Genomic DNA, 23942 nt, shown 5'->3' on the forward strand with positions numbered 1-23942 from the left:
CGAGATTACCGTCATCGACGGGCTCCGCCACGGCGGCGCATGCGCGCGTTTGATGAGTGAGGTTTCGCACTTCGCAATGGCAGATGGCTGCGCTACCATTAGTCAGACAAATGGAGCGTTGGGGAATTCGATAATGGGCTGGCGCTGCAGCCGTCACGCGGTCTGGGCCGCCTTGGGCGCCAAATCCAAAGACTGTCACCCGCCACGACACGGGCGCCGCACGACAGCACATTGGACGATGGCCGCGGCGGCGATCGTCATGTTGGCGGGCGCTCCGGCCTTGGCGCAGCAGCCATCGCCGCCGATCGGTCTTGATCCGCTGGCCCAGCTGCAGGCTCTGACGCCCGCCACCGACGCGGCGTTCCACTTCCAGCGGCTGCGCAACGGCGTGCAGTTCCAGCTGAACGGCGTCACCAAGTCGGTGCTGTTCTATTCGCCGACGGTCGTGCGGGTGAACGCCAACCTTGGCCAATCCTATTGGATGGCGCCAAGCTTGGTGGTGATCCGCCAGCCCGAGACCGTGGCCTTCACGGTGCGCGAGACGTCGGACGCGGTGGAGCTGGCCGGCACGAGCCTGCGCGTCGTGATCGACAAGCATACCGGCGCCCTGACCTACCATGACGCCTCCGGCCGACTGCTTACCCGCGAGAAGGCCGACGCGCCGCAATCGATCGACAAGCGCGTCATCAGCGATGCGCCGACCTACGAGGTGGAAAACCGCTTCACGCTCAAGCCGGGGGAGGGGATCTACGGCTTCGGCTTCACCGGCGACGACGAGGTCAACCGCCGGGGCAAGGACCTGCTGCTGGTGCAGACCAATGTCGGGATCATCATCCCGGTGATGGTCTCCAGCGAGCGCTACGGCGTGCTCTGGGACACCTATTCGCAGATGCGCTTCAAGGACGACGCGCAGGGCGCGCGGCTTTGGGCCGAGAGCGCCCCGGGCGGCGTCGACTACTACTTCATGGCCGGCGAGACGATGGACGGGGTTGTCGGCGCCTATCGCTGGCTGACCGGCGATGCGCCGATGTACCCCAAGCAGGCCTTCGGGCTGTTCATGAGCAAGGAGCGCTACCCTACCCAGGACCGCTTGATCGAGGTCGCCAAGACCTTCCGCCAGGAGGGCTTCCCGCTCGATTACATCGTCCAGGACTGGCAGTACTGGGGCAGTGACAAGGACGGCTCGTGGTCGGGCATGACCTGGGATCCCACGCGGTTCCCCGATCCGGCGGGCATGACCCGCACGCTCCACGACCTGCACCTGAAGCTGATGGTCTCGATCTGGCCCTCGGTCGGCAATGACACGGCGCTGGGCCGCGAACTCGACCAGCACGGCCTGCGGTTCAAGCCGCTGCACTGGATCTCCAAGCAGGCGCGCGTCTATGACGCCTACAGCCCGCTGGGGCGGGAAATCTACTTCAAGCACATCAAGTCGGGCCTGCTGGACAAGGGCGTCGACGCGCTCTGGATGGACGGGACCGAGGTCGAGGTCAGCTCGGCGATGTGGAACCCGGCCGACAATGTCCGCGACACCAAGGCGCTGGGCGCCAACGCCATGGGCGACTTCACCCGCTATCTGAACCCCTACTCGCTGCTCACGACCGAGGGGACCTACACGGGCCAGCGCGCGACCAGCGACAAGCGCGTCTTCACCCTGACGCGTTCGGCCTGGGCCGGCGCCCAGCGCACCGCCGCCGCCTCGTGGTCAGGCGACATCTACGCCAGCTGGAAGACCTTCGCCCAGCAGGTGGCCGGCGGCGTCAATGTCACGATCACCGGCAATCCCTACTGGACGCAGGACACCGGCGGCTTCTTCGTAACCGACTTCCCGGGCGGCGAGAAGAACCCCGCCTGGCGCGAGCTGTACGCACGCTGGTTCCAGTACGCGACCTTCAACCCGATCATGCGCATCCACGGCACTAGCGTCGAACGGGAGCCCTATCTGTTCAAGACGCTGGACCCGCCCGTCTACAAGACGCTGCTGGCGTCGACGCAGCTCCGCTATCGCCTGCTGCCCTACATCTACAGCCTGAGCGCCAAGGTCACCGCCGACCGCTACACCCTGATGCGCGCCCTGCCGATGGATTTCCCGGACGATCCGGCGACGCACAGCATCAACGACAGCTTCATGTTCGGCCCGTCGCTGCTGGTCCATCCCGTGACGCATGCGATGTACAATCTCCTGCCTTCTTCCGCGACGACGGTGCCCGGACAATATCTGCGGACGGCCGACGGCAAGCCGGGCCTGACCGTGAACTACTTCGAAGGCGAGGCCTTCGAGACGCCGCGCGGCCAGACCGTGGACCAGAAGATCGACCACACCTGGCCCGATCCGCCGCTGGCCGAGCTGCCCCCGGGCCTGACCTCGCTCAGCCATTTCTCCGCGCGCTGGGAAGGCGAGCTGATCGCGCCGGAAGACGGCGAGTACGAGATCGGCCTGACCGGCAACGACGGCATGCGCCTGGTCCTGGGCGGCGACACCGTGATCGACGAGCTGCGTCGCAGCGCCACCCGAACCCGGCTGGTGCGGCGCATACTCAAGAAGGGTGAGCGGCTGCCGGTCCGACTGGAATTCTCTCACCCCGAGGGCGGCCGGGTGTTCCGGTTCGTGTGGCGCACGCCTGGCGAGCTGCAGCGGGACGCGGCGGCGATGAGCGCGCCGCGCGACCTGACGATGCGCACCTATCTGCCGAAGGGCGCGGACTGGTACGACTTCTGGAGCAACCAGCGCCATGCCGGCGGCCAGACCGTGGCGCGCGAGACCCCACTCGACATGGTCCCGCTGTATGTCCGGGCCGGCGCCATCATTCCGATGGGGCCGGTGCTGCAGTACGCCACCGAACAGCCGAACGCCCCATACGAAATCCGGATCTACGCGGGCGCCGACGGGCGGTTCACGCTCTACGAAGACGACAACGAAACCTACGCCTACGAGAAGGGCCAGTCGGCGCGCTACGACCTCAGCTGGAACGATGCTCGGCGCACGCTGACGATCAGCGCGCGGCGGGGCGCCTTCCCTGGCATGGTCAAACAGCGAACATTGAAGATCGTGATGATCCGCTCCGCCGAAATGAGCGCGCTCGCGCCGTCCCCGACTGTTCGGACGGTCTCGTACGGCGGACAAGCCGTGACCGTGCCGTTCTAGTCGCGCCCGCGTCCAGCCGCAGCCCATAGGGCGAAGGTCAACGGCGCCTGCTACAGCCAAGCGCAACGCCGGGAGAGCACCGACTCCGCCCCAGAAGGGGGCGGTTTCGCCTTCCGACGCAAAGCGCGATGGGTTACGACGGCTATAGTTGAGGTTGTGCATCACCTTTGGGGGGCGATGTCTTGAAGTGTTTGTGCCTGGCCAGCGCTGCGCTGGCCTTTGGGCTTATGGTCGCCGCGCCCTCCTGGGCGGCGGATGCGCCAGCCGCGACGAGCGACCGCAAGGATGCGATCCGGCCCGATCCTGCTATTCGCCGCGGAGTGCTGCCCAACGGCGTCCGTTATCTCCTGATGCGGAACGCCAATCCGGCGGGGGCGGTCTCTGCCCGGTTGACCCTGGATGTTGGCAGCTTTCAGGAGGGGGAGGCTGAGCGCGGCTGGGCTCACTTCATAGAGCACATGGCCTTCCGCTCCAGCCGGAACTATCCGGAAGGGGCGTCCGATCATGTCTTCGCGCCCTGGGGCATCGCGTTCGGACGCGACCAGAACGCAATGACGACCCTGTTCTCGACCACCTACCAACTGGACATGCCTAAACCGGACGGCGAGCAGATGAAAGCCGGCATGGCGTGGCTGCGCGACGTCGCCGACGGCGTAAGCTTCACGGACGAGGCGGTTAAGCGTGAGCGCGGCGTCGTACTGGCTGAGATGGAAGCGCGCAGCAACGAGATGCTAGCGGCTCAGGAAACGATCGCGCGTTTTCAAGGCGAGACCCTGAGGTCCGTCAATAGGCCGCCTATCGGCGCGACCCAGACCCTGAATGCCGCGACGGCGGCTGATTTGAAGCGTTTCTATGATCGGTGGTACCGGCCAGAAAGCGCGGTCGTCGTGCTTGTCGGCGACCTTGACCTCGACCGCGCCGAATCCCTGGTTGGCGAAGCCTTCGCCGGCTGGACGGCGCGGGGGCCGCGACCCTTGCAGCCGCCCCTCGAGCGTCCAAGGTCAAACCGCGGCCTGGAGGTGCTTACGGTCACCGGCGAAGCCCTCCCGGTCGCTGTTGCCGCGTGCCGTACCAACCCAGGCGCCGGACGGCCCGCCGACACCATCCCCAACCGCCGTGCGGCGATCCAGCGACAAGTCTGGCAGACCATCCTGAACCAGCGTCTGGCGCGCCTGGTCAACAAGGGTGAGGCCCCGCTCGTCAGCGCCGCCACCCTGGCGAACGACGTCCGCGATCTGGCGATCGCCTGTCTGATCGTCGTGCCGACCGGCGACGCGTGGGACGGCGCTTTGGACGCGGCTCAGGGCGAGCTCAATCGCTTTGCCAAGGATGGTCCTACGGAACTGGAGACCGAGGCCGTCATCGAGAACCTGCGGGGGCAGCTACGGGCGGGCGTCCTGAGCAGCGCTTCGCGCACCTCGTCCGCGATCGCCAGCGACTTGGCGGCCCGCGCCGTCAACGATCAGCTTTCCAGCAGTCCGGCCGATGCGCTTTACGCCTTCGACCTGGCGGTAGAGGACATGACGCCCGAGGATGTGAAGGCCCGGTTCGCGACCGATTGGTCCGGCGCGGGGCCGTTGCTCTCGATCACCGGGCCCAAGCCGCCGACCAAGGAAGCTCTGGCGGCCGCCTGGACGCGCGGGGAGGGCCATGTCCTGGGCGAGCGCTACGCTGACCAAGCCAAACCGCACTGGGGTTATGATTGGTTTGGCAAGCCGGGCAAGGTGGTCGACCGAAAGACCGTCGAGAAGCCCGGCTTCACGCGGCTGAAGTTCTCCAACGGGCTGATCCTGAATTTCAAGCCGACCAAAATCACCCCCAACAAGGTCGAGGTTCGGCTGCGCTTCGGGGTGGGGCGGCGTCAGGTCGCCGACACCGACTACATCGTGGCCGAGTTTGGAACCAACCTCCTTGCGGCCGGCGGCCTGGGCCGAAACAGCGTCGAGGAGGTCCAGAAGATCTACGACGGCTCGAATCTTTGGGGTTTGTCGCTCGGAATGGGTCCTACCGCCTTCGAGATGCGCACCGCCGGCCTTGGCGAGTCGCTGGAGGGGCAGGTCTCTGTGCTCTCGGCCTATGTCAGCGATCCGGGCTTTCGGCCAACGATCGACGCTCGGATCCCGACCGTGGTGGATCTTGTGTACCGGTCCTATCTGACCCAGCCGGCCATGGCGCTGAACATCGCTATGACAGCCAAGATCTCGCCTGACGCGGCCAGCAATGTGCCGCCACGCGAGGTGATGGCGAAGATGCGATCGGTGGACTTCGAACGCGTGCTGAAGCCGGTGTTGACCACCGAACCGCTGGAGCTGACCATCGTCGGCGATGTCGAGGAAGACAGGGTGATCGCGCTGGTGGCGCGAACGTTCGGAGCCCTGCCGCCGCGCTCGACCGCGTCGCGCCGAACGGTCGAGCCGCATTTCGTGCGCTACCCTGCGGTGGCGCCGCCGATCATTCGCGTCGAGCATCAAGGTCAGGCTGACAAGGCCGCCGCGGCTCTGATCTGGCCGCTCTACGTGGCCAATCCCGAGCGGCGGCGCGAGGAATACAGCCTCAAGGTCCTTGCGGCGATCTTCGACACCGCCCTACGCCGCCGGATACGGGAGGAGTTGGGCAAGACCTACGCCCCCGCCGTCGCCATCAACACTCCAGACCATGGGGATCAAGGTTCGCTGGTGGTGGCGGTCGACGCCAGCCCCGCCGACATCGAGGCCCTGGTCGTCGAGACCCGCGCCGTGGCGGCCAAGCTGGTCGCAGGCGACATCACCGCGGCCGCCTTCGAGGAGGCGCGCGCGCCGCTCCTCGCCGGGGTCCAGACCGCGCGAGACAATCTGCCCTGGTGGGCGGGTGCGATGAGCGGCTCCGCCCGCGACCCCGCCCTGCTCGAAGAATATCTTCAGTACGGCCCGCTGATGAGCGCAATCACGCTGGACGAGGTGAAGGCCGCCGCCGTCCGTTGGCTGAAGTCGGACCCCATGGTCGGCGTGGCCCAACCCGCCGCGGCCAAGGGAGCGCGCCCGTGAGGCCAATCTCCATTTCATTGATCCTGGCCGCTGCTCTCGCTTCGGGCGGGGCCATGCCCGCCCTCGCGCGGCAGAGCGCCGATCCGATCGCTGTTTGCGCCATGGCCGACTCCCAGCCCCGGCGCGTCGATCGCGAGGCGATCGTGACCGTGTGCGACGCGGCGCTGGCCAGCCCGGGTCTGGCCGCCAACGAGCGGGCGCGCCTGCTGGTGGTGCGCGCCTTTGCCCATTGGCGGCTGGACAACAACGCCGAGGCGGAGCGAGACGCGCGCGAAGCCCTGAAGCTGCTGCCTGGCGACGCCGACGCCTTGCTGGCGCGCGGCGTGGCTCAGCAGGACCAGGACAAGATCGATGCGGCGGCGGCCGATTTCGAGACTGTCCTCAAGGCCGATCCTCGCAACAAGCTGGCCCTAGTCTATCGTGGGGGATTGAAGCGATGGAACCGCGATGATCCGAAGGGCGCGCGGGTCGACTACGACGCGGCGTTGGCGGTGGATCCTCGCTTCGTTCAGGCCCTGTTGCGGCGAGCGGACCTGCTCATGAACACCGATCTTGCGGCCGCTGAACGCGACGCCCGGGCAGCTGTCGCCATCGCAACCGACGACAGCGCGGCCTGGATGGAGCTGGGCTCGGTGATGGAGGCCCAGGATCGACCGAAGGAGGCCTTCGCGATATACGACCAGATCGTCCGCAAGGATCCCAAAGATGCGCTTATCGTCGCTTATCGCGGCGTGATGCGGCTGTGGCTGGAGGATCCGTCGGGCGCCCTGCGTGACGCGGACTTGGCGATCGCGATCGATCCCAAGATGGCTTACGCGCAGATCGCTCGGGGCCGGGCGCTGGCGGCGCTGAAGCGCGACGAGGGCGCGGCCGCGGCCTATCGCAAGGCAGCCCAGTTGCAACCGGCCTATGCCGACGCCTGGGTCAAGCTGGCGCAGACGCGCCGGCGGCAGGGCAAACAGGCTGAAGGCTTGGCGGCCGTGGAGGAAGGGTTGAAGGGCTCGCCGAAGGATGGCGATCTCCTTTTCAATCGCGCCCTACTGCTCAGCGAACTGAGCGATCGCCGCAAAGACGCCCTGGCCGCTTACGACGCGGCGATCGAGGCCCAGCCGACCGCTGCGGCCTACTACAATCGCGCCCAGCTGCGATCCGACAAGGACGACCACAAGGGCGCCCTGGCCGACTATCGCAAGGCGGCTGAACTGGCGCCCAACGATCCGGACGCGCTGAACGGCGTGGGTATGGAGTTGAGCGCGTTGAACGAGGACGCGGAAGGCGAGCTCAAGGCCTATGACGCGGCTCTGGCCGCCGATCCCAAGAACACCGACGCGGTAATCAACAAGGCCATCTACTACGCGGACCGTGAAGCTTGGCCCAAGGCGCTGGAGCAGTATCAGATCGCCGTCGCCGCCCAGCCTGAGCGCGCGGATCTGCGCGTGGGTTTGGCCGACACCCTCACGAGCATGGGCCGTCTGGATGCGGCGCGCGTGGAGTACGACCGCGCCTTGAGGCTGGACCCCAAGCGCGTTGCCGCCTGGGGCGGCCGAGCCTGGCTGAACCAGCTGGCCGGCCGTTTGCGCGACGCCAAGGCCGACTACGACCGCGCCATCGTATTGGCGCCCGACGACGCCAAATTGCTGGTGGGGCGCGCCAGCGCACTGCGCAAGGATGACAAGGGAGCGGCGGCGATGGCGGACCTGAATGCGGCGGTGAAGCTGCAGCCGAGGTCGGCTTTTGTCTTGAACAATCGGGGGCTGGCCTTGGCTGAGACGAGCCATCTGGACGAGGCCTTGGCCGACTACGGCGCGGCAATCGCAGCGGACCCCGACTATGAGCCGGCCTATTACAATCGCGCCGGCGTGTTCATGGATCAGGACCGCTACGACCGGGCCATCCGCGACCTCAATGTCTCGCTGCGCCTATCGCCCGGCGACGCGATGACATTGTCGCGGAAGGGGCGTTGCTACTGGTACCTGAAGGATTATCGCCGAGCGCTCGAGGAGTTGGACGCGGCGCTGGCCGCCAATCCTGGCGACGCCGAGACGCTTCGTTGGCGTGCGAAGGTCAAGACCGAACTCGGCGATATCGCGGGCGCGCAGGCCGACGTTGCGGCAGCGGACAAGCTGGCCACGACCTGAGCGCCACGCTGCATGCGGAGCGCTGTGTGGACGGGCGCAGCGCCATTTTCGGACATTGGCGCACCTCCAGGAACACGACATCCAACGGACGCGCGTCGCGCATTTGCACCGCGCTAAAGCGGGGTGAACTGATGCGCTAGAGACGGCTGGGAACAGCCAGTCGTCATTGCGCCGTCCACGCACCTTAAGCCAAACCGCCAAAGCGTTCCTTGTGGGTTCGGTGATCTCAAATGGGACGGACTGCTCGCTGGAGCCGCCGAAAGTACGCTAGCCATCGGCCTGTTCGAGCGGAAGCTCCGCCCCATGGGGAGCGTGCCGCAAGCGCTCCTCGATGCGCCCTTCGCGCATCTCGAGAATGCGGCCCGCACGGTGAATCAGCGCCGGACGATGGGCGACCACAATCCGCGTGATGGGAAGCGCGCTGATCAGTTCCGCGATCGCTTCTTCGGTCTCTTCGTCCAGGTTCGCGGTCCCTTCGTCCAGGAACAGGATGGCGGGCTGGCGATAGAGCGCTCGCGCGAGGAGGATGCGCTGCTTCTGACCGCCCGAGAGCGTCGATCCCATATCGCCCACCAGCGCCATGTACTGCATGGGCATGCGCATGATGTCGGCGTGGATGCGCGCGGCCTCGGCTGCCGCCATCACCCGTTCCATATCGAGATCAGGGTCGAAGAAGGCGATGTTGTCCGCGATCGACCCAGACAGCAGGCGGTCGTCTTGAGAGACGACACCCACGTGCGACCGCCACGCCTGGAAGCGCTCAGGCGTCGCCAACTGCCCGTCCAAGAGGACTTCGCCTTCGGTGGGGGCTTGAAGACCCAAGAGCAGCTTCAGGATGGTGGTCTTCCCGCCGCCTGACGGGCCAATCAAGGCTACGAAGTCGCCGGGTGCGATGTTGAAGCTGGCTTCCCGAACGATCACCGGGTCCGTCGCGCCGTACCGGAACGCTATCGCCCGAGCCTCGATACCCCCAGCGATGTGAATGTTCGGGAGCGTCGTCTCGCGAGTATCGACGTCGGCGCCGACGATGTCGCCGAGCCGCTGCATGTGCAGGCCCAGGAGACGGAACTCCATGCCCTGATTGATCAGAGAGAAGCAGCGGTCGGTGAAGGTCTGGCGGAATGAGAGGAACGCCAGGAGCATGCCGATCGAGAACCCCGCGCCGTCCATGATTGTCCGCGCGCCCAGGAAAACCACCAGGATGAACTGGAGCGCGATGACGCCGCTCTGAAGCAGACCCAGGACGATATGGAACCTACCGAGCGAAACCGAGGCGTTGATCGTGCTGGCATAGAGGTTCCTCCATGCGCCCTCGCGCTCGACCTCGCGTCCCATTAGCTTGATCGTGGTCGCCGCGCGCACCGTCTCCATCAGGTGCGACTGCTCCTTGGCGCCGGCGACAAGCAGTTCCTCGGCGCGGGCGCGGACCACGGGGTAGAAGGCGAGGGCGAGCACGAGCAGGGCCAGGACCGAAGCGCACACAACGCCAGCCAGCTGGGGGGAGTAGAGGAACAGAATGATGGCCGCCAGGAGGGCCATGATGCCGTCGATCAGCGAGGCCACCAGTCCACGCGTGAGGGCGTCCTGGATCGCCGATGTTGATCCGACGCGGGAAAGGATGTCGCCGACATGACGCTTCTCGAAGAAGCTGGACGGCAGCCGGAGCAGGTGGTGAACCAGATTGCCCACGATCTGGTATGTCATCATGCTGCCGAATACCTGCAGCATCCATGACCTCAGCGCGTCCATGCAAAGCTGCAGCAGCATCAGGCCGCCAAAGCCGATCGCCAAGACCGTGAGCAGGTTCCTGTCCATCCGCCCGATCGCCTCGTCCACGACGAGTTGGATCTGGAATGGGCCGGCGAAGGCGACGACCTGGAGAGCCAGCGACAGCGTGAGAACCTGCGCCAGCGCCGGCCCGAAGCCCCGCAGGCTCGACCAGAGGCTTGAGATCCGTACGCCGACGCGCGCCTCGACCTTCTGGAACTCGGCCTTCGGCGTGAGTTCGAGCACGACGCCGCTGAAATGATCCGAGACTTCGGCAAGGCTCAGCGTTCGAGCCCCGCGCGCCGGATCGTGAATGATGACCTGCTTGGCTTCGACTGACTTCAGGACAACGAAGTGGTTAAGGTCCCAATGGAGGATCGCTGGGAGTTGGATCTTCTGAAGCGCCCCGATCTCGACCCGCAAAGCCCGGCAGTTGAAAGAGAGTTGGTCGGCCAGCGTCATCAGGTGGCGCAGCGTCGCCCCGGTTAGCGACAGGGAGAAACGCTGGCGCAGGCCGTTCAGATCGATATCGTGCCCATGGTACGCCGAGATCATGGCCATGCAGGCAAGGCCGCACTCAGCCGCCTCGGCGCCGATGACGACGGGCAGCTTACGCTTTCGTGCGAAGTTCAGCTCGCTGAGAATATCCCTCATCGGCGGCCGGCGGCGTAGAGAGGATCGAGAAGCCACTCCAGAAGCGTCCGGCGATCCACGATCACGTCGGCGTTGGCGAGCATGCCGGCGCGCAGTGGCAGCTCCTGGCCGTAGGCGCTCATCGTCTGCTTGTCGAGCGCGACCTTGACGCGGAACACTGGCTCCTGGACGGTCATGCCCGCGACCGTCAATTCGCTGGGAGCGAGAACGGTTCTCGAAACCGAACGGATATGTCCTCGCGCGGCGCCGAATTTCTGATGTGGGAACGCCTGGTACATCAGCCGCACCTCCTGTCCCGGCTTGATGAACCCGGCCGCGCGTGAGGGCGCATAGAGTTCCGCCTCCATGTCGCCCCCGCCAGAAACGACGGCGATCGTCGAGCCCACGGAAACGGTCTGCCCAAGATCGACTGGTACTGCGCCGACGCGGCCGGACACTGGCGAAGTGGCGATGTAGGTCGCCTGCAAGGCGGCGGATGTTCCCTTCTGCATCACTTCAGCTCGCGCGGCTTTCGACTGTGCAGCCGCGACCCGCGCATCAAACGGCGCGGCCTTAAGTTGCGCATCAATGTCCGTGATCTGGCGCTCGTATCCCAGAGCCAGGGTCCGCACCTCGGCGGCGTCTTGCAGCATGGCGAGGGACGTAGACCGCGCGTTCTCCAGATCTCGGCGGCTGACAAAACCGTCGACCGCCATCTTGTTGAACCTGTCGACATTGTTCTGGGCGAGCCGCGCGCGCTCTTCGAGCGCCGCCAGGCGGGCCTTCGTCGCGTCGCGCTCTCTCACGAGCGACGCTCGTTCGGCCCGCAATCTTGCGACCTGCGCTCCCAGGCGCGCCTGTGTGGCCTGATCCTGAACATCCAGCGCATGGGCTTCCAGGGCGACATCCCGCACCAAGGCCGAACCCGTGTCGCCGTCGCGGATATCCATGGAAGTCCGAAGCACGGCCAGCGGCAGGCCCGCCTTGACGCTCTGCCCCTCGACCACGTTCAGTTGCTCGACCATGCCGCCCTGACGGGCGGTGATGCGGATGAGGCCGCCCTGAGGAACGAGGGAGCCGGTAAGAGTCTCGCGGCGCGCATAGGAGGAGGTGGCGCAGAAGATGGCGCTCGTCAGCACGGCGCCGACGCTCGCCAACACTAACAGGCGCATCGAAGGCGGAGACGCCAGCATCACTTCGCCATCAAGGCGACGCGCTGCGTGGGCGACAGCCTGCGACCTGAACAAGCTACTCATCTAGAAGAGCATTCCCCTCAAAATCGGAGACGGCCGGCGGCGTACGCGCCGCCGGCCGACTTTTCATCAGGGCTGCGGGCCGTAGGTGCCACCGCTTGTGCCGCCACTCGTACCGCTGCCGCCGCTTGTGCCGCCAGCGCTGGTGCCGCCGCTCGTACCGCTACCGCCGCTGCCGGTGTCCGAGGCGGGCTTCTTGGTCACCTCCGTCTTGCGGGTGATTTCGACTCCGCCGACCGGCGTCGTGATCTTGATCCCCCAACTGGTCGTGGTGGTGGTGGTGCCGCCGGTGCCGCCGGTGCCGACGTTGCTGGGCGTGCCGTCGCCGCCGCTGACGAAGTCGATCTCGTCATCGTTCAGCGCGCGGAAGTCGGTGTCGAAGGCGTAGACCACGTTCGAAGTGCGCATTCTGTGCCTCAAAGGTTTGCACCCCGGATTTGGGGGCGCATCAACCTTAGGTTAAATCCTCAGACATGCAATCTTAAAGATTTCTCGGCATAAGAAACACCTTAGGCTGTATATGCAGCCACGCTCCAGGGCAGGATGCCCGCGCTGGCGAAGGGTCTTTCGATCGAGGCGTTGGGGGAGAGGTAAAGGCGACTGGACGGGTAGTCGAAGGCCAGCGTGAAGCGGTCCAGGATCGGCAGGCCGATATTGCCGGCCAGCCGCTCAGACCCCTTTCCCTTGTCGAGATCCACGAAGAGCGCCGGCAGGTCCCGGAATGTCCAGCCGGCGAAGACAACGGTCGAGACACTGGCCTGCTTTACTTCGCGTGGCCCTGCGATGTCGGCGCTCATGGTGGTGGACCAGGGGCGTCGCGTCAGCATTTCTCGCGGCTTCCAGAACGAACCGTAAATGACCAGGGGCGCGGCGGCATTCCCAAGGTCGAGGGCGAAGTCAGCGGGACCTATGTCCTCGAATTCGACTTGGACGGTCGGCACAAAGCCCACGCGGCCGATCGGAAGCGAACGCGTTCCTGCCGCCGGCCGGTACCGCGCGGGCTCGACAAACGCGACGCGCCCTGCGCCGAAATCAATCTCGACCACGACGTGATCGAAGATGTCCTGCCCCAGGATGACTTCGACGGGGCGGCCGATCGACGCGCGGGCGGGGGCAAGATCCGTCAGGCCAACGCGCAGGCCTGATACCGTCATGCTGTCGATAGTGATGGGAGGGCACTCGGCCGCCTGCACCGCCACCGTCGCGCCACTCGTGCCGGGTGCTTGAAACGCGCCGGTCCCCTGCAAGCCGATGGCGCGGGCCAAGTCGACATCAATGTGCGAGACGGAGGCCCCGCTGTCGAGCAGCGCCTGTACGTTGCGCCCCGCCAGCTCGACCGTGAAGATCACGTCAGAACCGGGGCCGAAGGCGATCTTTCCTGTCCGTCCCTCCGGCGTCGCGAAGCGTATCCTGGCGGGCGAGCGCGGCGGCTCGAACGTCCCCGACGGCGGCGCGGCATTGATCCTGACGCTGCTATAGGAGAGTTTCTCGACGACTATAGACTGGCCGTTTTCGAGTTCGATGGCTTCCGTCTGCTCGGCAAACGGCATCCTTACTCCGCCCACCTCCCGCCAGTCATCGTATCGCGAGAAGTGGCCGCCGGCGGGTTCGCGAACACGGGCTCCGCCGAGCGCTCCGGATCGAGCGTCAATGAATAGGTCGACGATCACCGCTCCAGGGAACTCGGCCGATATTACACTCCATTCCTGCCCGTAGCGCCTCTCGGAGCCTGCCGACTTCCAATTTGCGTCCAAGATCCACGGGGAAAGAATGCCGGCGAGCCGCCGCCTGGACGCTCCAGTGGCGGCATCCGCGCTATCGGTCCGGCCATCGGGCGTTTGAAACCAGGTCGCCGCGTTGGTGGAAACGAACTGCGTCCGTATCGCACCAGCCGCCAAGCTCTCTGCGTATCGGTCGTTCCCTTCGATCCATATAGTCCGGACGGTGTCGAGCCCCTCTACCTGGAGACTCGCTACAGTGGAGATGAGGCGCACCTGTTGGAAGGCGTGTCCGCCTCGCCACTGGACGTAGCGGCGCAGCAAGCTTTGGGCGGGGCTTGCCGCATACGCCCAACACGGAGCCAGCAAGGCCCCTGCCCCTATAAGAACTTCCCTTCGGATGAATGCTGCCCTTGAGCTCAAGACGATGAATATCCTAGGGGCCTACGCTGCGAATTGGCAACTGAAAGTTGCATTCTGCGCAGTTGTACTTACGCAGGTCAATGCCCTCCACGCGGGAAGGGGATAGCCTCGCCTAGCGTCCGCTAACCATTTTCCGGCTCACGATCGCGAGACTGTCTCGCGAGAAAATGCTGGGGGCGGTGAAGTCTCCCTGCCGAGTTACCCGGTCTGGGGAGGAGTTGTTCGGGCTTACGTTCCTGACCAAGCCAAGGTCTCCGCATTGCTCGACGATCTCATTGGCTATGCGGCGTATTGGCGTCTTTACCTCGCTGGGCTTGAAAGCGCTGAGCGTTAGCGTTCCTGAGCTTGAGCGATCCACTGACTAGCCGACGCTTGGAACGAACGCGAGCCCCGGCAAGGCCCATGAGAGGCAGGCGGAGTGAAAGCTTGTTCTGCTCTTCGTCAGCTCGGGCGCGGGCGTGAGCTGGCGGGGGCGTCTTCGTTCACACTCCTGGGATGACAAAGCCTTGACTTGGCTGAGCTTGGTCATCAGCCGCGGTCGCGGCGGGTCTGCTCACGACCGTTCCCCGCGAAGGGCGTGGAGGGCGGCCAGGAGGGCGACCACGGCGACGCCCAGCGCCAGGCTCCAGGCCCCGGCGACCAGCACGCCGATCGCGCCGCCGACCGCGCCCAGGGCGAAGGCGAAGATGGGCGGCCAGGTCTTGAGAAGTCGTGCTTTCAGCGCCTGGTCCGGACGTCCCCTGGCGATGACAAGATCGACGATGTCGATCGCCAGCTGGGTGACGTTGCCCGTCATCATGGTGGTCGGCGCCAAATGGGTGAAGACCGCGCGGGCGCCGACATTCTGCACGGCCATGGCCGCGACCCCGACCAAGCCCGCCAGCATGACGGCCGGCGCATTGGCGTTGGCGGCGGGCAGGGCGCGGGCGGTCAGCAGCATGAAGGCCAATAGCAGGATGGCCTGGAGGATCAGGACCAGCATTTCGCAGGGTTGCCCGCGGGCGTCGCGCCAGCGGATCAGGGCGTAGGTGGCGGCCGCCGCGCCGATGAACACCGGCAGGGCCAGGAGCTTGGTCGCCAGGCCGCCGGCGTCGCCGGCTAGACCGACGCCCAGCATGACGATGTTGCCGGTGGCGTGAGCGACGAACAGGCCAAACAGCAGCACGAAGCCGATCACGTCGACATAGCCGCCGACAAAAGCCATGCCCATGCCGGTCACGCCGGCCAGGCGCGTGGGGCGCGGGGTCATGCGGCGCGCTCCCGGCGATCCAGCAGCGCGACCAGCACGAAGCCGCCGATCAGGCCGATGTGCTCGACGAAGGCGTTGGTGGCCATGAAGCGATCATGACCCGGGGCCATCGCCCAGAAGGCATTGGCCTTGAACGCCGCCAGCAGGGTGAAGACCCCCAGCATGCCCGCGCCCAGCCACAGCCAGCGACGAGTGAGGATCAGCAGAGGGCCGACGATCTCGACGGCGATGGTCAGCACAGCCCAGAAGGCTGGCGGGGTCATGCCGAAGTGGGCCTGTTCGGCGACGGCGCCTTGGAAGTCGCTGGCCTTGACGGCCGCGCCCAGCAGATAGGCGCTGACTAGGGCCAGGCGGGCGATGTGCGCGGTGGGACGCCAGTCGAGGATGGCGTCGACGAAGCGCGGGGTCTGGGGCGAACGGGTCATGATCAAACCGCCCAGCAGCCGCAGCCCATGGCGCCCCAGAAGGAACGCGCATCGCTGGTCGGAGCTTCCCGCGTATAGGCCGAGGCGTGGTCATGGCCGTGGACATTGCAGCTGCTGGCGCAGCCGCAGGCCGAAGCCAGCGCCATGGCCGTGCGCTTGGAGCGGTTCTGATAGCCGCCGAAGGTGCGCACCGGCGACCAGTCGGGCATCGGCGGCGGCAGAACAGGCGCCAGCTTGCCGAAATCGCCTTCGCCGTGGACCACCTTGCCGCCCAGCAGGGTCAGCACCGCCGACAGGTGCGGGATCTCGTCCTCGGGCACGGTCATGTAGTCATCGCTGAGCACGGCCAAGTCCGCCAGCTGACCGACGGCGATCTGGCCCTTCTTGCCTTCCTCGTTCGAGAACCAGGTGTTGGCGGTGGTCCACAGGCGCAGGGCCTCTTCGCGATCGACGCGGTTGGCCGGCGGATAGAGGCGCGTGCCGCCCACCGTCTTGCCGGTCACCAGCCAGTTCAGCGAGACCCAAGGATTGTAGCTGGCCACACGGGTCGCATCCGTGCCGGCGCCGACGGGTACGCCAGCCTTCAGCATCTTGGTGATCGGCGGCGTGGCTTCGGCGGCCTTCGCGCCGTAGCGCTCCATGAAGTACTCGCCCTGATAGGCCATGCGGTGCTGCACGGCGATGCCGCCGCCCAGGGCCGCGATGCGGTCGATGTTGCGTTCGCTGATCGTCTCGGCGTGGTCGAAGAACCAGTGCAGGCCGTCGAACGGCATGTCGCGGTTGACCTTCTCGTAGACGTCCAGCGCCCGCGTGATGGTCTCGTCATAGGTGGCGTGCAGCCGCCAGGGCCAGCGGTTCTCGACCAGGTGGCGGATCACCGGTTCCAGGTCGCTTTCCATGTTGGCCGGCATCTCGGGACGCTCCACCCGGAAGTCCTCGAAGTCGGCGGCGCTGTAGACCAGCATCTCGCCCGCGCCGTTGTGGCGGTACTTGTCGTCGCCCTGGCCGGGCTTGACCTGCTTGGACCAGGACTGGAAGTCCGACAGCTCGGCCTTCGGCTTCTGGGTGAACAGGTTGTAGCTGATGCGCAGGGTCAACTGGTCGTCGGCGTGCAGCTTTTCGATGATCTCGTAGTCGTCGGGGTAGTTCTGGAAGCCGCCGCCGGCGTCGATCACGCCGGTCACGCCCAGGCGGTTCATCTCGCGCATGAAGTGACGGGTCGAGTTCAGCTGGTATTCGGGCGGCAGCTTGGGACCCTTGGCCAGGGTGGCATAGAGGATCGTCGCGTTCGGCTGGGCCAGCAGCAGGCCCGAGGGCTCGCCCGAGGCGTCGCGCTGGATCTCGCCGCCTGGCGGGTTGGGCGTGTCCTTGGTGTAGCCGACGGCGCGCAGGGCGGCGCGGTTGAGCAGCGCGCGATCATAGAGGTGAAGGATGAACACCGGCGTCTCGGGCGCGGCGGCGTTGATCTCGTCCAGGGTGGGCAGGCGCTTCTCGACGAACTGGTGCTCGGTGAAGCCGCCAACGACGCGCACCCACTGCGGCGGCGGGGTGTTGGCGGCCTGCTTCTTGAGCATGGCCATGGCGTCGGCCAGGGTCGGCACGCCGTCCCAGCGCAGTTCCATGTTGTAGTTCAGGCCGCCACGGATGATGTGCATGTGGCTATCGATCAGGCCGGGGATCACCCGACGGCCCTTCAGGTCGATGATCGTCGGGTTGGGACCTGCGGCGGCGCGGACCTCGCCTTCTTCGCCGACGGCGGCGTACTTGCCGTCGCGGACCAGGGCGGCGTCGGCGCGCGGATTGCTCCGGTCGAGCGTCGTGAATTTGCCGTTGATCAGCAGCAGGTCGGCTTGGGAGGACATCGGGCCGGGACTCCGGGCGAAAGCGGGACTGGAAAGGAAGGCCGCGCCGAGCGCGACAGCTTTGCGACGGTTGAGAGGGGTCATGCCTGGCGCTCGGTCTGTTGCGGGTCAACGGCTTGCGGACCCAGCACCTGACCGGCGCATTCGGGAGTCTTGAGGTAGGAAATGACCGGGGCCTTGGCCGTCAGGCGCTTGGCGATCGGGACCGCCTGTTCGCCCAGCAACATGCCCAGCAGGCCCAAAAGGGCTATGGCTGGCGGAGCCGGCGAACGCACGTTCAGCAGTGCATAGATCACGCCGACCAGCAGGCCCGCGCCCAAAGAGAGCAGATAGGGTTTCATGACGACGCTCAAGCTTCGAGAAAGTGGGCGGGGCGGTCGACCCGCCCCGTTGACTTGCGTCAGTGGCCTTCTGAGGCGCCGAACATGGACTTGGCGTAGATGATGCCCAAGCCGTAGGCGCCGCCGAACGTCTTGGCCAGGCCCGTGGTCAGGTCGTAGGTCTCGCCGCGGGCCCAATCGCGCTGCATTTCCAGCAGGTACTGCAGCGCCGTGATGGGCTGGGCGCCGGCCTGGACCATGCGGGTGACGGCGCGCTCATGGGCTTCGTCCGAAACGTCGCCGCAGGCGTCGGTGATCACGAAGACCTCGAAGCCCTGCTCAAGCGCCGAAAGGGCCGGACCAACGATGCAGACGCTGGTCCAGAGGCCGGCCAGCACGATGCGCGACTTGCCGATCGCGTTGACCTCGGCGATCACCGCCTCGTCTTCCCAGCTGTTCATCGAGGTGCGGTCCAGCAGGGTCTTGCCGGGGAAGGGGGCGGTGACTTCCGGGAACATCGGGCCCGAGAAGCTCTTCTCAGCGACCGTGGTCAGGATGGTCGAGGCGCCAAAGCCGGCCGCGGCGCCCGCCACCAGGGCGGCGTTGGTGCGCAGCAGGCTGGCGTCGATCGACTTGGTGGCGAAGGCCATCTGCGACTGGAAGTCGATCATGATCAGGGTGTGGTCGGTCGGGGTCAGAAGGCGCGCGCCGGGGGTGGCCTTGGCTTGGACGGTCATGGCTGGATCCTTGTCTTGGGCTTTCGGCGCACCGTTGCGGGCCGCCGCGTTTGTTCCGATGAGGTGACTTTCGTCTCGATCGATTGGTCGCGAAATGGAAATGGTGGAAATTCATCGTTTCCATTTCTTTGACTCGTCGGAATCGACGGCGCACGCCGTCGGCGTACCCCGAGCGTCGAGATGGCCAAGATCTCGGCCCGCGTCGTCTGAACTGGAATAGTGCCGAGACCCACTGGGCCGGCTTGAACGGTTCCGACGCGAAGGCGGCTTCGCTCGCGAGGGGAGCTGGAGATTTCAGCTCAGATGAGCTGTCGCGGCTGATGGCGCATCGCATCGGTCACGCCGAAGCGGATCCTGGTCAGAACCAGCGGGCCGCCCCGGCGCGTGTCGATCGCGGCCCCTCGAGGCCCAGGTGCTGAACGCCTTCATCGATCCGCGCGGCGGAACCTGAAGGCGACGCTGAAATAGAAGAGGGCTAGGCGCCCTGTCGTCAGAACCCGAAGTCGCTCAGCCCCGGATGGTCGTCCGGGCGGCGGCCCAGGGGCCAGCGGAACTTGCGGTCGGCCTCGGTGATCGGGTGTTCGTTGATGCTGGCGTGACGGTGGCGCATCAGGCCGTCGGCGTCGAACTCCCAGTTCTCGTTGCCGTAGGCGCGGAACCAGTTGCCGCTGTCGTCGTGATATTCGTAGGCGTAGCGGACGGCGATGCGCGCGCCCTCGAAGGCCCACAGCTCCTTGATCAGGCGGTAGTCCAGTTCCTTGGCCCACTTGCGGGTCAGGAAGGCCTGGGCCTCATCGCGGCCGTTCAGGAACTCGGCGCGGTTCCGCCAGCGGGTGTCGGTGGTGTAGGCCAGGGCGACCTTGGCGGCGTCGCGGCTGTTCCAGCCGTCCTCGGCCAGGCGGACCTTTTCGATGGCTGTTTCGCGAGTGAACGGGGGTAGTGGCGGACGGGACATGGGGAACTCCGGGTTCGAGGTCTAGATAGGGATCACAGCGCCAATTGCAGCGCTTCGCCCTCGGCGGCGGGGACAGCGCAGCAGATCAGCGCCTCGTCGTCGCCCACCTGGGCCGCAGGTTGCTTCAGGTACGAGACCGCGCCTTGCACGATCCTGGTTTTGCACGAGCCGCAGGTTCCGGACCGGCAGCTGAACTCCGGTTGCAGCCCGCGCGCTTCGGCCAGGTCCAGCAGCGTGCCTGAGCCGGGCTCCCAGCGGGCTTCCTTGGACGACTCCAGGAAGAAGACGGGTTTTGCGGTGGTCGCGGGCGGCGGGCCGGCCGGGATCGGCGCGGCGCCGACGTCGGGCGTGCGCTGCATCGAGGCCGGGCCGAACGCCTCGGCATGGATGCGCTGGTCGGCGATGTTCATCCCGCGCAGGCCGTCATAGACCGCCTGCATGAAGGCGGGCGGGCCGCACAGATAGAAGTCGTAGTCGTCGAACGGCAATTCGGCCCGCAGGGCGTCCATGTCCAGGCGGCCCAACAGCTCGTAGTCGTCGGGATCGGCCCCCTGCGTGTCACTGAGGATCCGGGTCAGATGCATCGCGCCGCCGGTGGCCTCGACCAGGGCCGAAAGCTCGGCGTCGAAGGCTCGCTCGGCCTTGGTTCGCGCGGCCTGGAAGATGTAGGTCCGGCGAATGCCGCGCTTGCGGAAGCCTTCGAACAGCAGGTGGCGGACCATGGCGATCATCGGGGTGATGCCGACGCCGGCCGCCAGCAGCACGGCGGGCCGCTTCTCCGAGGCGTCGATGGTGAAGTCGCCGGCCGGGGCGCGGGCCTCGATCAGGTCGCCTTCACGGATGTGGTCGTGCAGATATCGCGAGACCACGCCATCGCGCTTGACGCTGATCCGGTAGAACGGGTCCGAGGGCGCGACCGACAGGGTGTAGGTGCGGATCACCGGCCGTTCGACGCCGGGCGGCTGCACGCGGATGGGCAGGTGCTGGCCGGCCAGGTGCGGGATGGCGACCGCGCCGTCGGCGGGCTCCAGCTCGAACGAGCGGATGGTGGCGCTTTCCTGGGTGATCTTCCGCACCCGGAATGGTCGCCACTGATTGGCCAGCGCGGCCGCCTTCAGGCGCGCGGCGGTTTCGTCCCAGTCGCCGGTGATCAGGGCGTTGGGCGAGGCGCCGTCGTGGCGGGTGCTCCAGCGGACGGGCAGAGCGGCGCGGCGGCGCACGAACTGGGTCGGCCGCAGGCGCCAGAGGCGTTCGGCGCCCTGGAAGGCGGCGATCTCGGGCGAGTCCAGAACGACCTCCGCCTCGCCGGTCAGCTGCAGCAGGTCGCCGCTGGCGAAGTCGACGAAGACTAGGCCCGCCTTGCCGTTCAGCCGGATGTTGCCCAGCGTGTTGAAGAACAGGTTGCCGGCGAAGTCGGGGATGGTCAGGACGCCGTCGTCGCCGATCCGCACGAAGCCGGGCTTGCCGCCCCGGTGCGAGACGTCGACCTGCCGACCGTTCTCGTCGCTATAGGAGGCGACGAAGAAGGCGTCGGCCGCGCCGATCATGCGGCGGGCCTCGGCGTCCAGGATGTCGGAGGTCTCTACTTCGCCGCCATAGGGCGCGGCCGGATCGCCGACCACGTCGAAGTCGCGCAGCTGGATATATTGCGGGCAGTTGCCGTAGCTCTGGCCGACCGTGACGTCGAAGCCGTAGGACTGGCGGCGGACCGTGCCGTTCATGCGGTTGCGGCGGCGGGTGTGCAGCTCGATGCCCAAGAGGCCGACGGGGTCGCCGTCCTCCATGCCCGCATCGGCGGGATCGCTGGGCTGGCGCACGGCGGCGATGGCGAGGGTGTGGATGTCGGGTGAGCTGATGAAGCCCGGCTGGCCAGCGACGATCGTGGCCCACGGCGCGCCGGTCGGGTCGACGGCGCCGACCACCAGGAACGGCAGCTGCGGGAAGAACTGGCGGTGCTGGTCCAGCAGGTAGTCGCGCAGCACCCGGCGGCCGATCTCGTCCATGCGCTTGTCGACGCCGACAGCGCGCTGCATCTCGATCTCGCCGCGATGCCAGGGAGAGGGCTTTTCGATCTCAGTCGTGGTCATGGCGCTCTCCCTGGCAATAAGGCGGCGCTAGGCGGCCAGGCCGACCGGCGTGCGGGCGAACGGCACGAAGCCCGGCAGGGCCTCGATGCGGGCCAGCCACTGGCGGACGGCGGGATAGGGCTCGAGGTCGACATTCCCCTCCGGCGCGCGGGCCGTGTAGCTGTAGAGGGCGACGTCGGCGATGGTCGGACGGTCGGCGACCAGCCAGTCGTGCTGGCTCAGCAGGCCTTCCAGGGTCTTGAGCAGGGCGTGGCCGCGGCCGATGACCTCGTCCGGATCACGCTTGGCGCCGAACACGGTGACCAGGCGGGCGGCGGCCGAGCCGTAGGCCAGTTCGCCGGCGGCGACCGACAGCCAGCGCTGCACCTGGGCGGCCTGGACGACGTCTTCCGGCAGCCAGTCGGTCTTGCCGTACTTCTTGGCCAGATAGACGAGGATGCTGTTGGAGTCGGCGATGACGATGTCGCCGTCTTCCAGCACCGGCACCTGGCCGAACGGGTTCAGCTTCAGGAACGCGGGCGTCTTGTGGGCGCCGCCAGCCAGGTCAACCTCGACCAGTTCGGCCTCGACGCCGATCAGCGACAGGAACAGCTGGGCGCGGTGGGCGTGGCCCGAGAGCGGGAAGTAGTGGAGACGCATCGTCGTGTCCTTTGGAGCGAGGCGGCTGGACACGGCGTCCATCCGATGTCCCGAAAACTAGAGCCTCCCCGGCTGTGCTGAAGCCGCGATGGGGTAAAGGCACTATTCCGCTTGATGAAATTGTCGATGGCGAGATCGCCTCGTGTTTCGATCGGCGGAACAATCCATTCCGCCGGATCCGCGTTCTTCCGATCACGTACGAGGCTCATATCGATCTCATCGGCCACCCCCGCCGGAGAGGATGATGACCCCCGCAGACTTGAACCCGAAGCTGGCCGTGCAGGTCCGCTTGGCCCTGTTCCCAACCGAACTCGCCGTGGCGGAAGAGGCCTCGCAAGCCGGCCTGACCGGAGCCGAGATCGACGCCGCCCGCGAGGGGCGCAGTTTCGACATCCAGGCCCAGGCCGCGATCGTCCTGGCCTTGGCGCTGAGGGCCGGCGTCGCCACCGACGCGGCGCGCGGCCGGGCCGAGCGCGTCGGCCTGTGCGCGGGTCAGATCCGGGCGCTGCTGACCCTGGCCCGGGAGGACTGAGCGATGCCCCGCTTCCGTTTCCGCAAGAGGGCCAAGACCTTCCTGCACGACGTCTTCGCCGGGCTCGCCGAGGGGCAGACGGTCGACGCCATCTCGTGGATGGGCCTGCTCTAGGTCAGTTGATCAGGCGGTCGGCCCGCAGCCGTTCGGCGGCGAAGTCGATGAAGGTGCGGACCTTGGCCGGCGCCTGCCGTCCCTCGGGGTGGACCAGATGGATCGGCAGAGGGGCTTCCTCATAGGCCGACAGCACCGTCTGCAGTTCGCCCGACTCCAGCGAGGGGGCGACCTGATAGGATAACACTCGCGTCAGACCGAACCCGGCGATCGCCGCCTGCAGCGCCGCGTCGTTGGTGTTGCAGAACAGGCGCGGATAGACATGGACGATGGTCTTGTCGTTCTGGCCAAAGCGCCATTCCGACGACGCCCAGGCGCTGGTCGTGGCGATCACCGAATGGTTGGCCAGGTCGGCCGGCGCGGCCGGCACGCCGTTCTTCTCGAAATAGCCGGGCGCGCCGCAGATCACCCGCCGCACCGCGCCGACGCGCAGGGCGCTGAAGCCGGAATTGGAGAGGTTGCCGATGCGCACCGCCAGGTCGACGCCCTCGTCGACGATGTTGACCATGCGGTCCACGAACAGGGTGCGGACACTGACTTGCGGGTGCTCGGCCAAGTAATCCATGATGATCGGCAGGATGTAGCGGTGGCCGAAGATTACCGGCGCGGTGATGGTCAGCACGCCGCTGGGCTTGGCGAAGCTGCCAGCGGCGCTGGCTTCGGCCTCGGCCAGGTCGGCCAGGATCCGCGTGCAGTCCTCGAAGAACCGCGCCCCGGCGTCGGTCAGGGTGACCGAGCGCGTGGTGCGGGTCAGCAGACGCGCGCCGATGGTCTCCTCCAGCGCCGCCACCGCGCGGGTGACGGCGGGCGGGCTCATGTGCAGGTGTCGCGCGGCCTCGGCGAAACCCTTGGTCTCGGCCACCTTCACGAACACTCTCATCGCCTGCCAGCGATCCATGACGCCCGCCTTTCCCTTGTCCTC

At 66.7% G+C, this 23942-nt stretch carries 17 protein-coding genes and 1 pseudogene; 4 read left to right on the forward strand and 14 right to left on the reverse strand.

The features are described 5' to 3' along the window. Nucleotides 1-259: 259 nt before the first annotated feature. The 3 genes from J7528_RS15585 (at nucleotide 260) to J7528_RS15595 (ending at nucleotide 8306) form a co-directional block, all read left to right on the forward strand. Nucleotides 260-3145 (forward strand): TIM-barrel domain-containing protein, encoded by a 2886-nt coding sequence (locus J7528_RS15585; RefSeq protein ID WP_291876144.1) that lies wholly within the window; start codon nucleotides 260-262, stop codon nucleotides 3143-3145. Between the two features lie 227 nt (nucleotides 3146-3372). After that, the gene (locus tag J7528_RS15590) at nucleotides 3373-6168 is read left to right on the forward strand and encodes an insulinase family protein (RefSeq protein WP_291876146.1); all 2796 of its coding nucleotides are present in this window, start codon (nucleotides 3373-3375) and stop codon (nucleotides 6166-6168) included. Next, nucleotides 6165-8306 carry a tetratricopeptide repeat protein gene (locus J7528_RS15595; protein WP_291876149.1) on the forward strand — a complete coding sequence of 714 codons (2142 nt, stop codon included), beginning with the start codon at nucleotides 6165-6167 and terminating at the stop codon, nucleotides 8304-8306. Before J7528_RS15590 ends, J7528_RS15595 begins: the two co-directional genes overlap by 4 nt. 138 nt (nucleotides 8307-8444) lie before the next feature. Here the strand turns inward: J7528_RS15595 and J7528_RS15600 are convergent. From J7528_RS15600 to J7528_RS15660, 13 genes and pseudogenes are all read right to left on the reverse strand, one after another. Next, nucleotides 8445-8555, reverse strand: a pseudogene (locus J7528_RS15600) (integrase); the annotation flags it as partial. Nucleotides 8556-8573: 18 nt separating this feature from the next. Further along, entirely contained in the window at nucleotides 8574-10727 is a 2154-nt protein-coding gene (locus tag J7528_RS15605; RefSeq protein ID WP_291876152.1) for a peptidase domain-containing ABC transporter, read from the reverse strand. Beyond that, nucleotides 10724-11962: an HlyD family efflux transporter periplasmic adaptor subunit gene (locus J7528_RS15610; RefSeq protein ID WP_291876155.1), complete on the reverse strand. Its 1239-nt coding sequence runs from the start codon at nucleotides 11960-11962 to the stop codon at nucleotides 10724-10726. The genes J7528_RS15605 and J7528_RS15610 overlap by 4 nt, the downstream gene beginning before the upstream one ends. Before the next feature lie 66 nt (nucleotides 11963-12028). After that, a complete protein-coding gene (locus J7528_RS15615) occupies nucleotides 12029-12367 on the reverse strand; it encodes a hypothetical protein (RefSeq protein ID WP_291876158.1) in 339 nt (112 codons plus the stop codon). Between the two features lie 101 nt (nucleotides 12368-12468). Then, nucleotides 12469-13509, reverse strand: coding sequence for a retropepsin-like aspartic protease (locus J7528_RS15620; RefSeq protein WP_291876160.1), 1041 nt, complete (start codon nucleotides 13507-13509; stop codon nucleotides 12469-12471). A gap of 1144 nt (nucleotides 13510-14653) precedes the next feature. Beyond that, entirely contained in the window at nucleotides 14654-15349 is a 696-nt protein-coding gene (locus tag J7528_RS15625) for a YoaK family protein (protein WP_291876163.1), read from the reverse strand. After that, nucleotides 15346-15774, reverse strand: a complete 429-nt coding sequence (locus J7528_RS15630) for a DoxX family protein (RefSeq protein ID WP_291876166.1) — start codon at nucleotides 15772-15774, stop codon at nucleotides 15346-15348. The genes J7528_RS15625 and J7528_RS15630 overlap by 4 nt, the downstream gene beginning before the upstream one ends. 2 nt (nucleotides 15775-15776) lie before the next feature. Then, nucleotides 15777-17636 (reverse strand): amidohydrolase, encoded by a 1860-nt coding sequence (locus J7528_RS15635; RefSeq protein WP_291876168.1) that lies wholly within the window; start codon nucleotides 17634-17636, stop codon nucleotides 15777-15779. An 80-nt stretch (nucleotides 17637-17716) separates the two neighbouring features. Next, nucleotides 17717-17977, reverse strand: a complete 261-nt coding sequence (locus tag J7528_RS15640) for a DUF1427 family protein (RefSeq protein ID WP_291876170.1) — start codon at nucleotides 17975-17977, stop codon at nucleotides 17717-17719. Between the two features lie 59 nt (nucleotides 17978-18036). Continuing rightward, nucleotides 18037-18693 (reverse strand): hydrolase, encoded by a 657-nt coding sequence (locus J7528_RS15645; RefSeq protein WP_291876172.1) that lies wholly within the window; start codon nucleotides 18691-18693, stop codon nucleotides 18037-18039. Nucleotides 18694-19183: 490 nt separating this feature from the next. Beyond that, nucleotides 19184-19648: a nuclear transport factor 2 family protein gene (locus J7528_RS15650; protein WP_291876176.1), complete on the reverse strand. Its 465-nt coding sequence runs from the start codon at nucleotides 19646-19648 to the stop codon at nucleotides 19184-19186. A 32-nt stretch (nucleotides 19649-19680) separates the two neighbouring features. After that, on the reverse strand, nucleotides 19681-21735 hold the full coding sequence (locus J7528_RS15655; RefSeq protein WP_291876179.1) for a pyridoxamine 5'-phosphate oxidase family protein: 2055 nt from the start codon (nucleotides 21733-21735) through the stop codon (nucleotides 19681-19683). A gap of 27 nt (nucleotides 21736-21762) precedes the next feature. Further along, nucleotides 21763-22374 (reverse strand): glutathione S-transferase, encoded by a 612-nt coding sequence (locus J7528_RS15660; protein ID WP_291876182.1) that lies wholly within the window; start codon nucleotides 22372-22374, stop codon nucleotides 21763-21765. Nucleotides 22375-22618: 244 nt separating this feature from the next. Between J7528_RS15660 and J7528_RS15665 the strand changes: the two genes are divergently transcribed. Beyond that, nucleotides 22619-22906 carry a hypothetical protein gene (locus J7528_RS15665; RefSeq protein WP_291876185.1) on the forward strand — a complete coding sequence of 96 codons (288 nt, stop codon included), beginning with the start codon at nucleotides 22619-22621 and terminating at the stop codon, nucleotides 22904-22906. 115 nt (nucleotides 22907-23021) lie between these two features. Here J7528_RS15665 and J7528_RS15670 read toward each other — a convergent pair whose 3' ends face one another. After that, nucleotides 23022-23918, reverse strand: a complete 897-nt coding sequence (locus J7528_RS15670; RefSeq protein ID WP_291876187.1) for a LysR family transcriptional regulator — start codon at nucleotides 23916-23918, stop codon at nucleotides 23022-23024. Between the last annotated feature and the right edge of the window lie 24 nt (nucleotides 23919-23942).

The sequence above is a fragment of the Caulobacter sp. genome (assembly GCF_017744445.1).
Taxonomy (GTDB): Bacteria; Pseudomonadota; Alphaproteobacteria; order Caulobacterales; family Caulobacteraceae; genus Caulobacter.

Excerpts from the sequence above, each read along its gene's own strand:
- J7528_RS15660 (WP_291876182.1), bottom strand. The coding sequence starts at position 22,374 with ATGCGTCTCCACTACTTCCCGCTCTCGGGCCACGCCCACCGCGCCCAG.
- J7528_RS15665 (WP_291876185.1), top strand. The coding sequence starts at position 22,619 with ATGACCCCCGCAGACTTGAACCCGAAGCTGGCCGTGCAGGTCCGCTTG.
- J7528_RS15655 (WP_291876179.1), bottom strand. The coding sequence starts at position 21,735 with ATGACCACGACTGAGATCGAAAAGCCCTCTCCCTGGCATCGCGGCGAG.
- J7528_RS15585 (WP_291876144.1), top strand. The coding sequence starts at position 260 with ATGTTGGCGGGCGCTCCGGCCTTGGCGCAGCAGCCATCGCCGCCGATC.
- J7528_RS15670 (WP_291876187.1), bottom strand. The coding sequence starts at position 23,918 with ATGGATCGCTGGCAGGCGATGAGAGTGTTCGTGAAGGTGGCCGAGACC.
- J7528_RS15640 (WP_291876170.1), bottom strand. The coding sequence starts at position 17,977 with ATGAAACCCTATCTGCTCTCTTTGGGCGCGGGCCTGCTGGTCGGCGTG.
- J7528_RS15650 (WP_291876176.1), bottom strand. The coding sequence starts at position 19,648 with ATGTCCCGTCCGCCACTACCCCCGTTCACTCGCGAAACAGCCATCGAA.
- J7528_RS15620 (WP_291876160.1), bottom strand. The coding sequence starts at position 13,509 with ATGCCGTTTGCCGAGCAGACGGAAGCCATCGAACTCGAAAACGGCCAG.
- J7528_RS15635 (WP_291876168.1), bottom strand. The coding sequence starts at position 17,636 with ATGTCCTCCCAAGCCGACCTGCTGCTGATCAACGGCAAATTCACGACG.
- J7528_RS15615 (WP_291876158.1), bottom strand. The coding sequence starts at position 12,367 with ATGCGCACTTCGAACGTGGTCTACGCCTTCGACACCGACTTCCGCGCG.
- J7528_RS15610 (WP_291876155.1), bottom strand. The coding sequence starts at position 11,962 with ATGAGTAGCTTGTTCAGGTCGCAGGCTGTCGCCCACGCAGCGCGTCGC.
- J7528_RS15630 (WP_291876166.1), bottom strand. The coding sequence starts at position 15,774 with ATGACCCGTTCGCCCCAGACCCCGCGCTTCGTCGACGCCATCCTCGAC.
- J7528_RS15605 (WP_291876152.1), bottom strand. The coding sequence starts at position 10,727 with ATGAGGGATATTCTCAGCGAGCTGAACTTCGCACGAAAGCGTAAGCTG.
- J7528_RS15625 (WP_291876163.1), bottom strand. The coding sequence starts at position 15,349 with ATGACCCCGCGCCCCACGCGCCTGGCCGGCGTGACCGGCATGGGCATG.
- J7528_RS15590 (WP_291876146.1), top strand. The coding sequence starts at position 3,373 with ATGGTCGCCGCGCCCTCCTGGGCGGCGGATGCGCCAGCCGCGACGAGC.
- J7528_RS15645 (WP_291876172.1), bottom strand. The coding sequence starts at position 18,693 with ATGACCGTCCAAGCCAAGGCCACCCCCGGCGCGCGCCTTCTGACCCCG.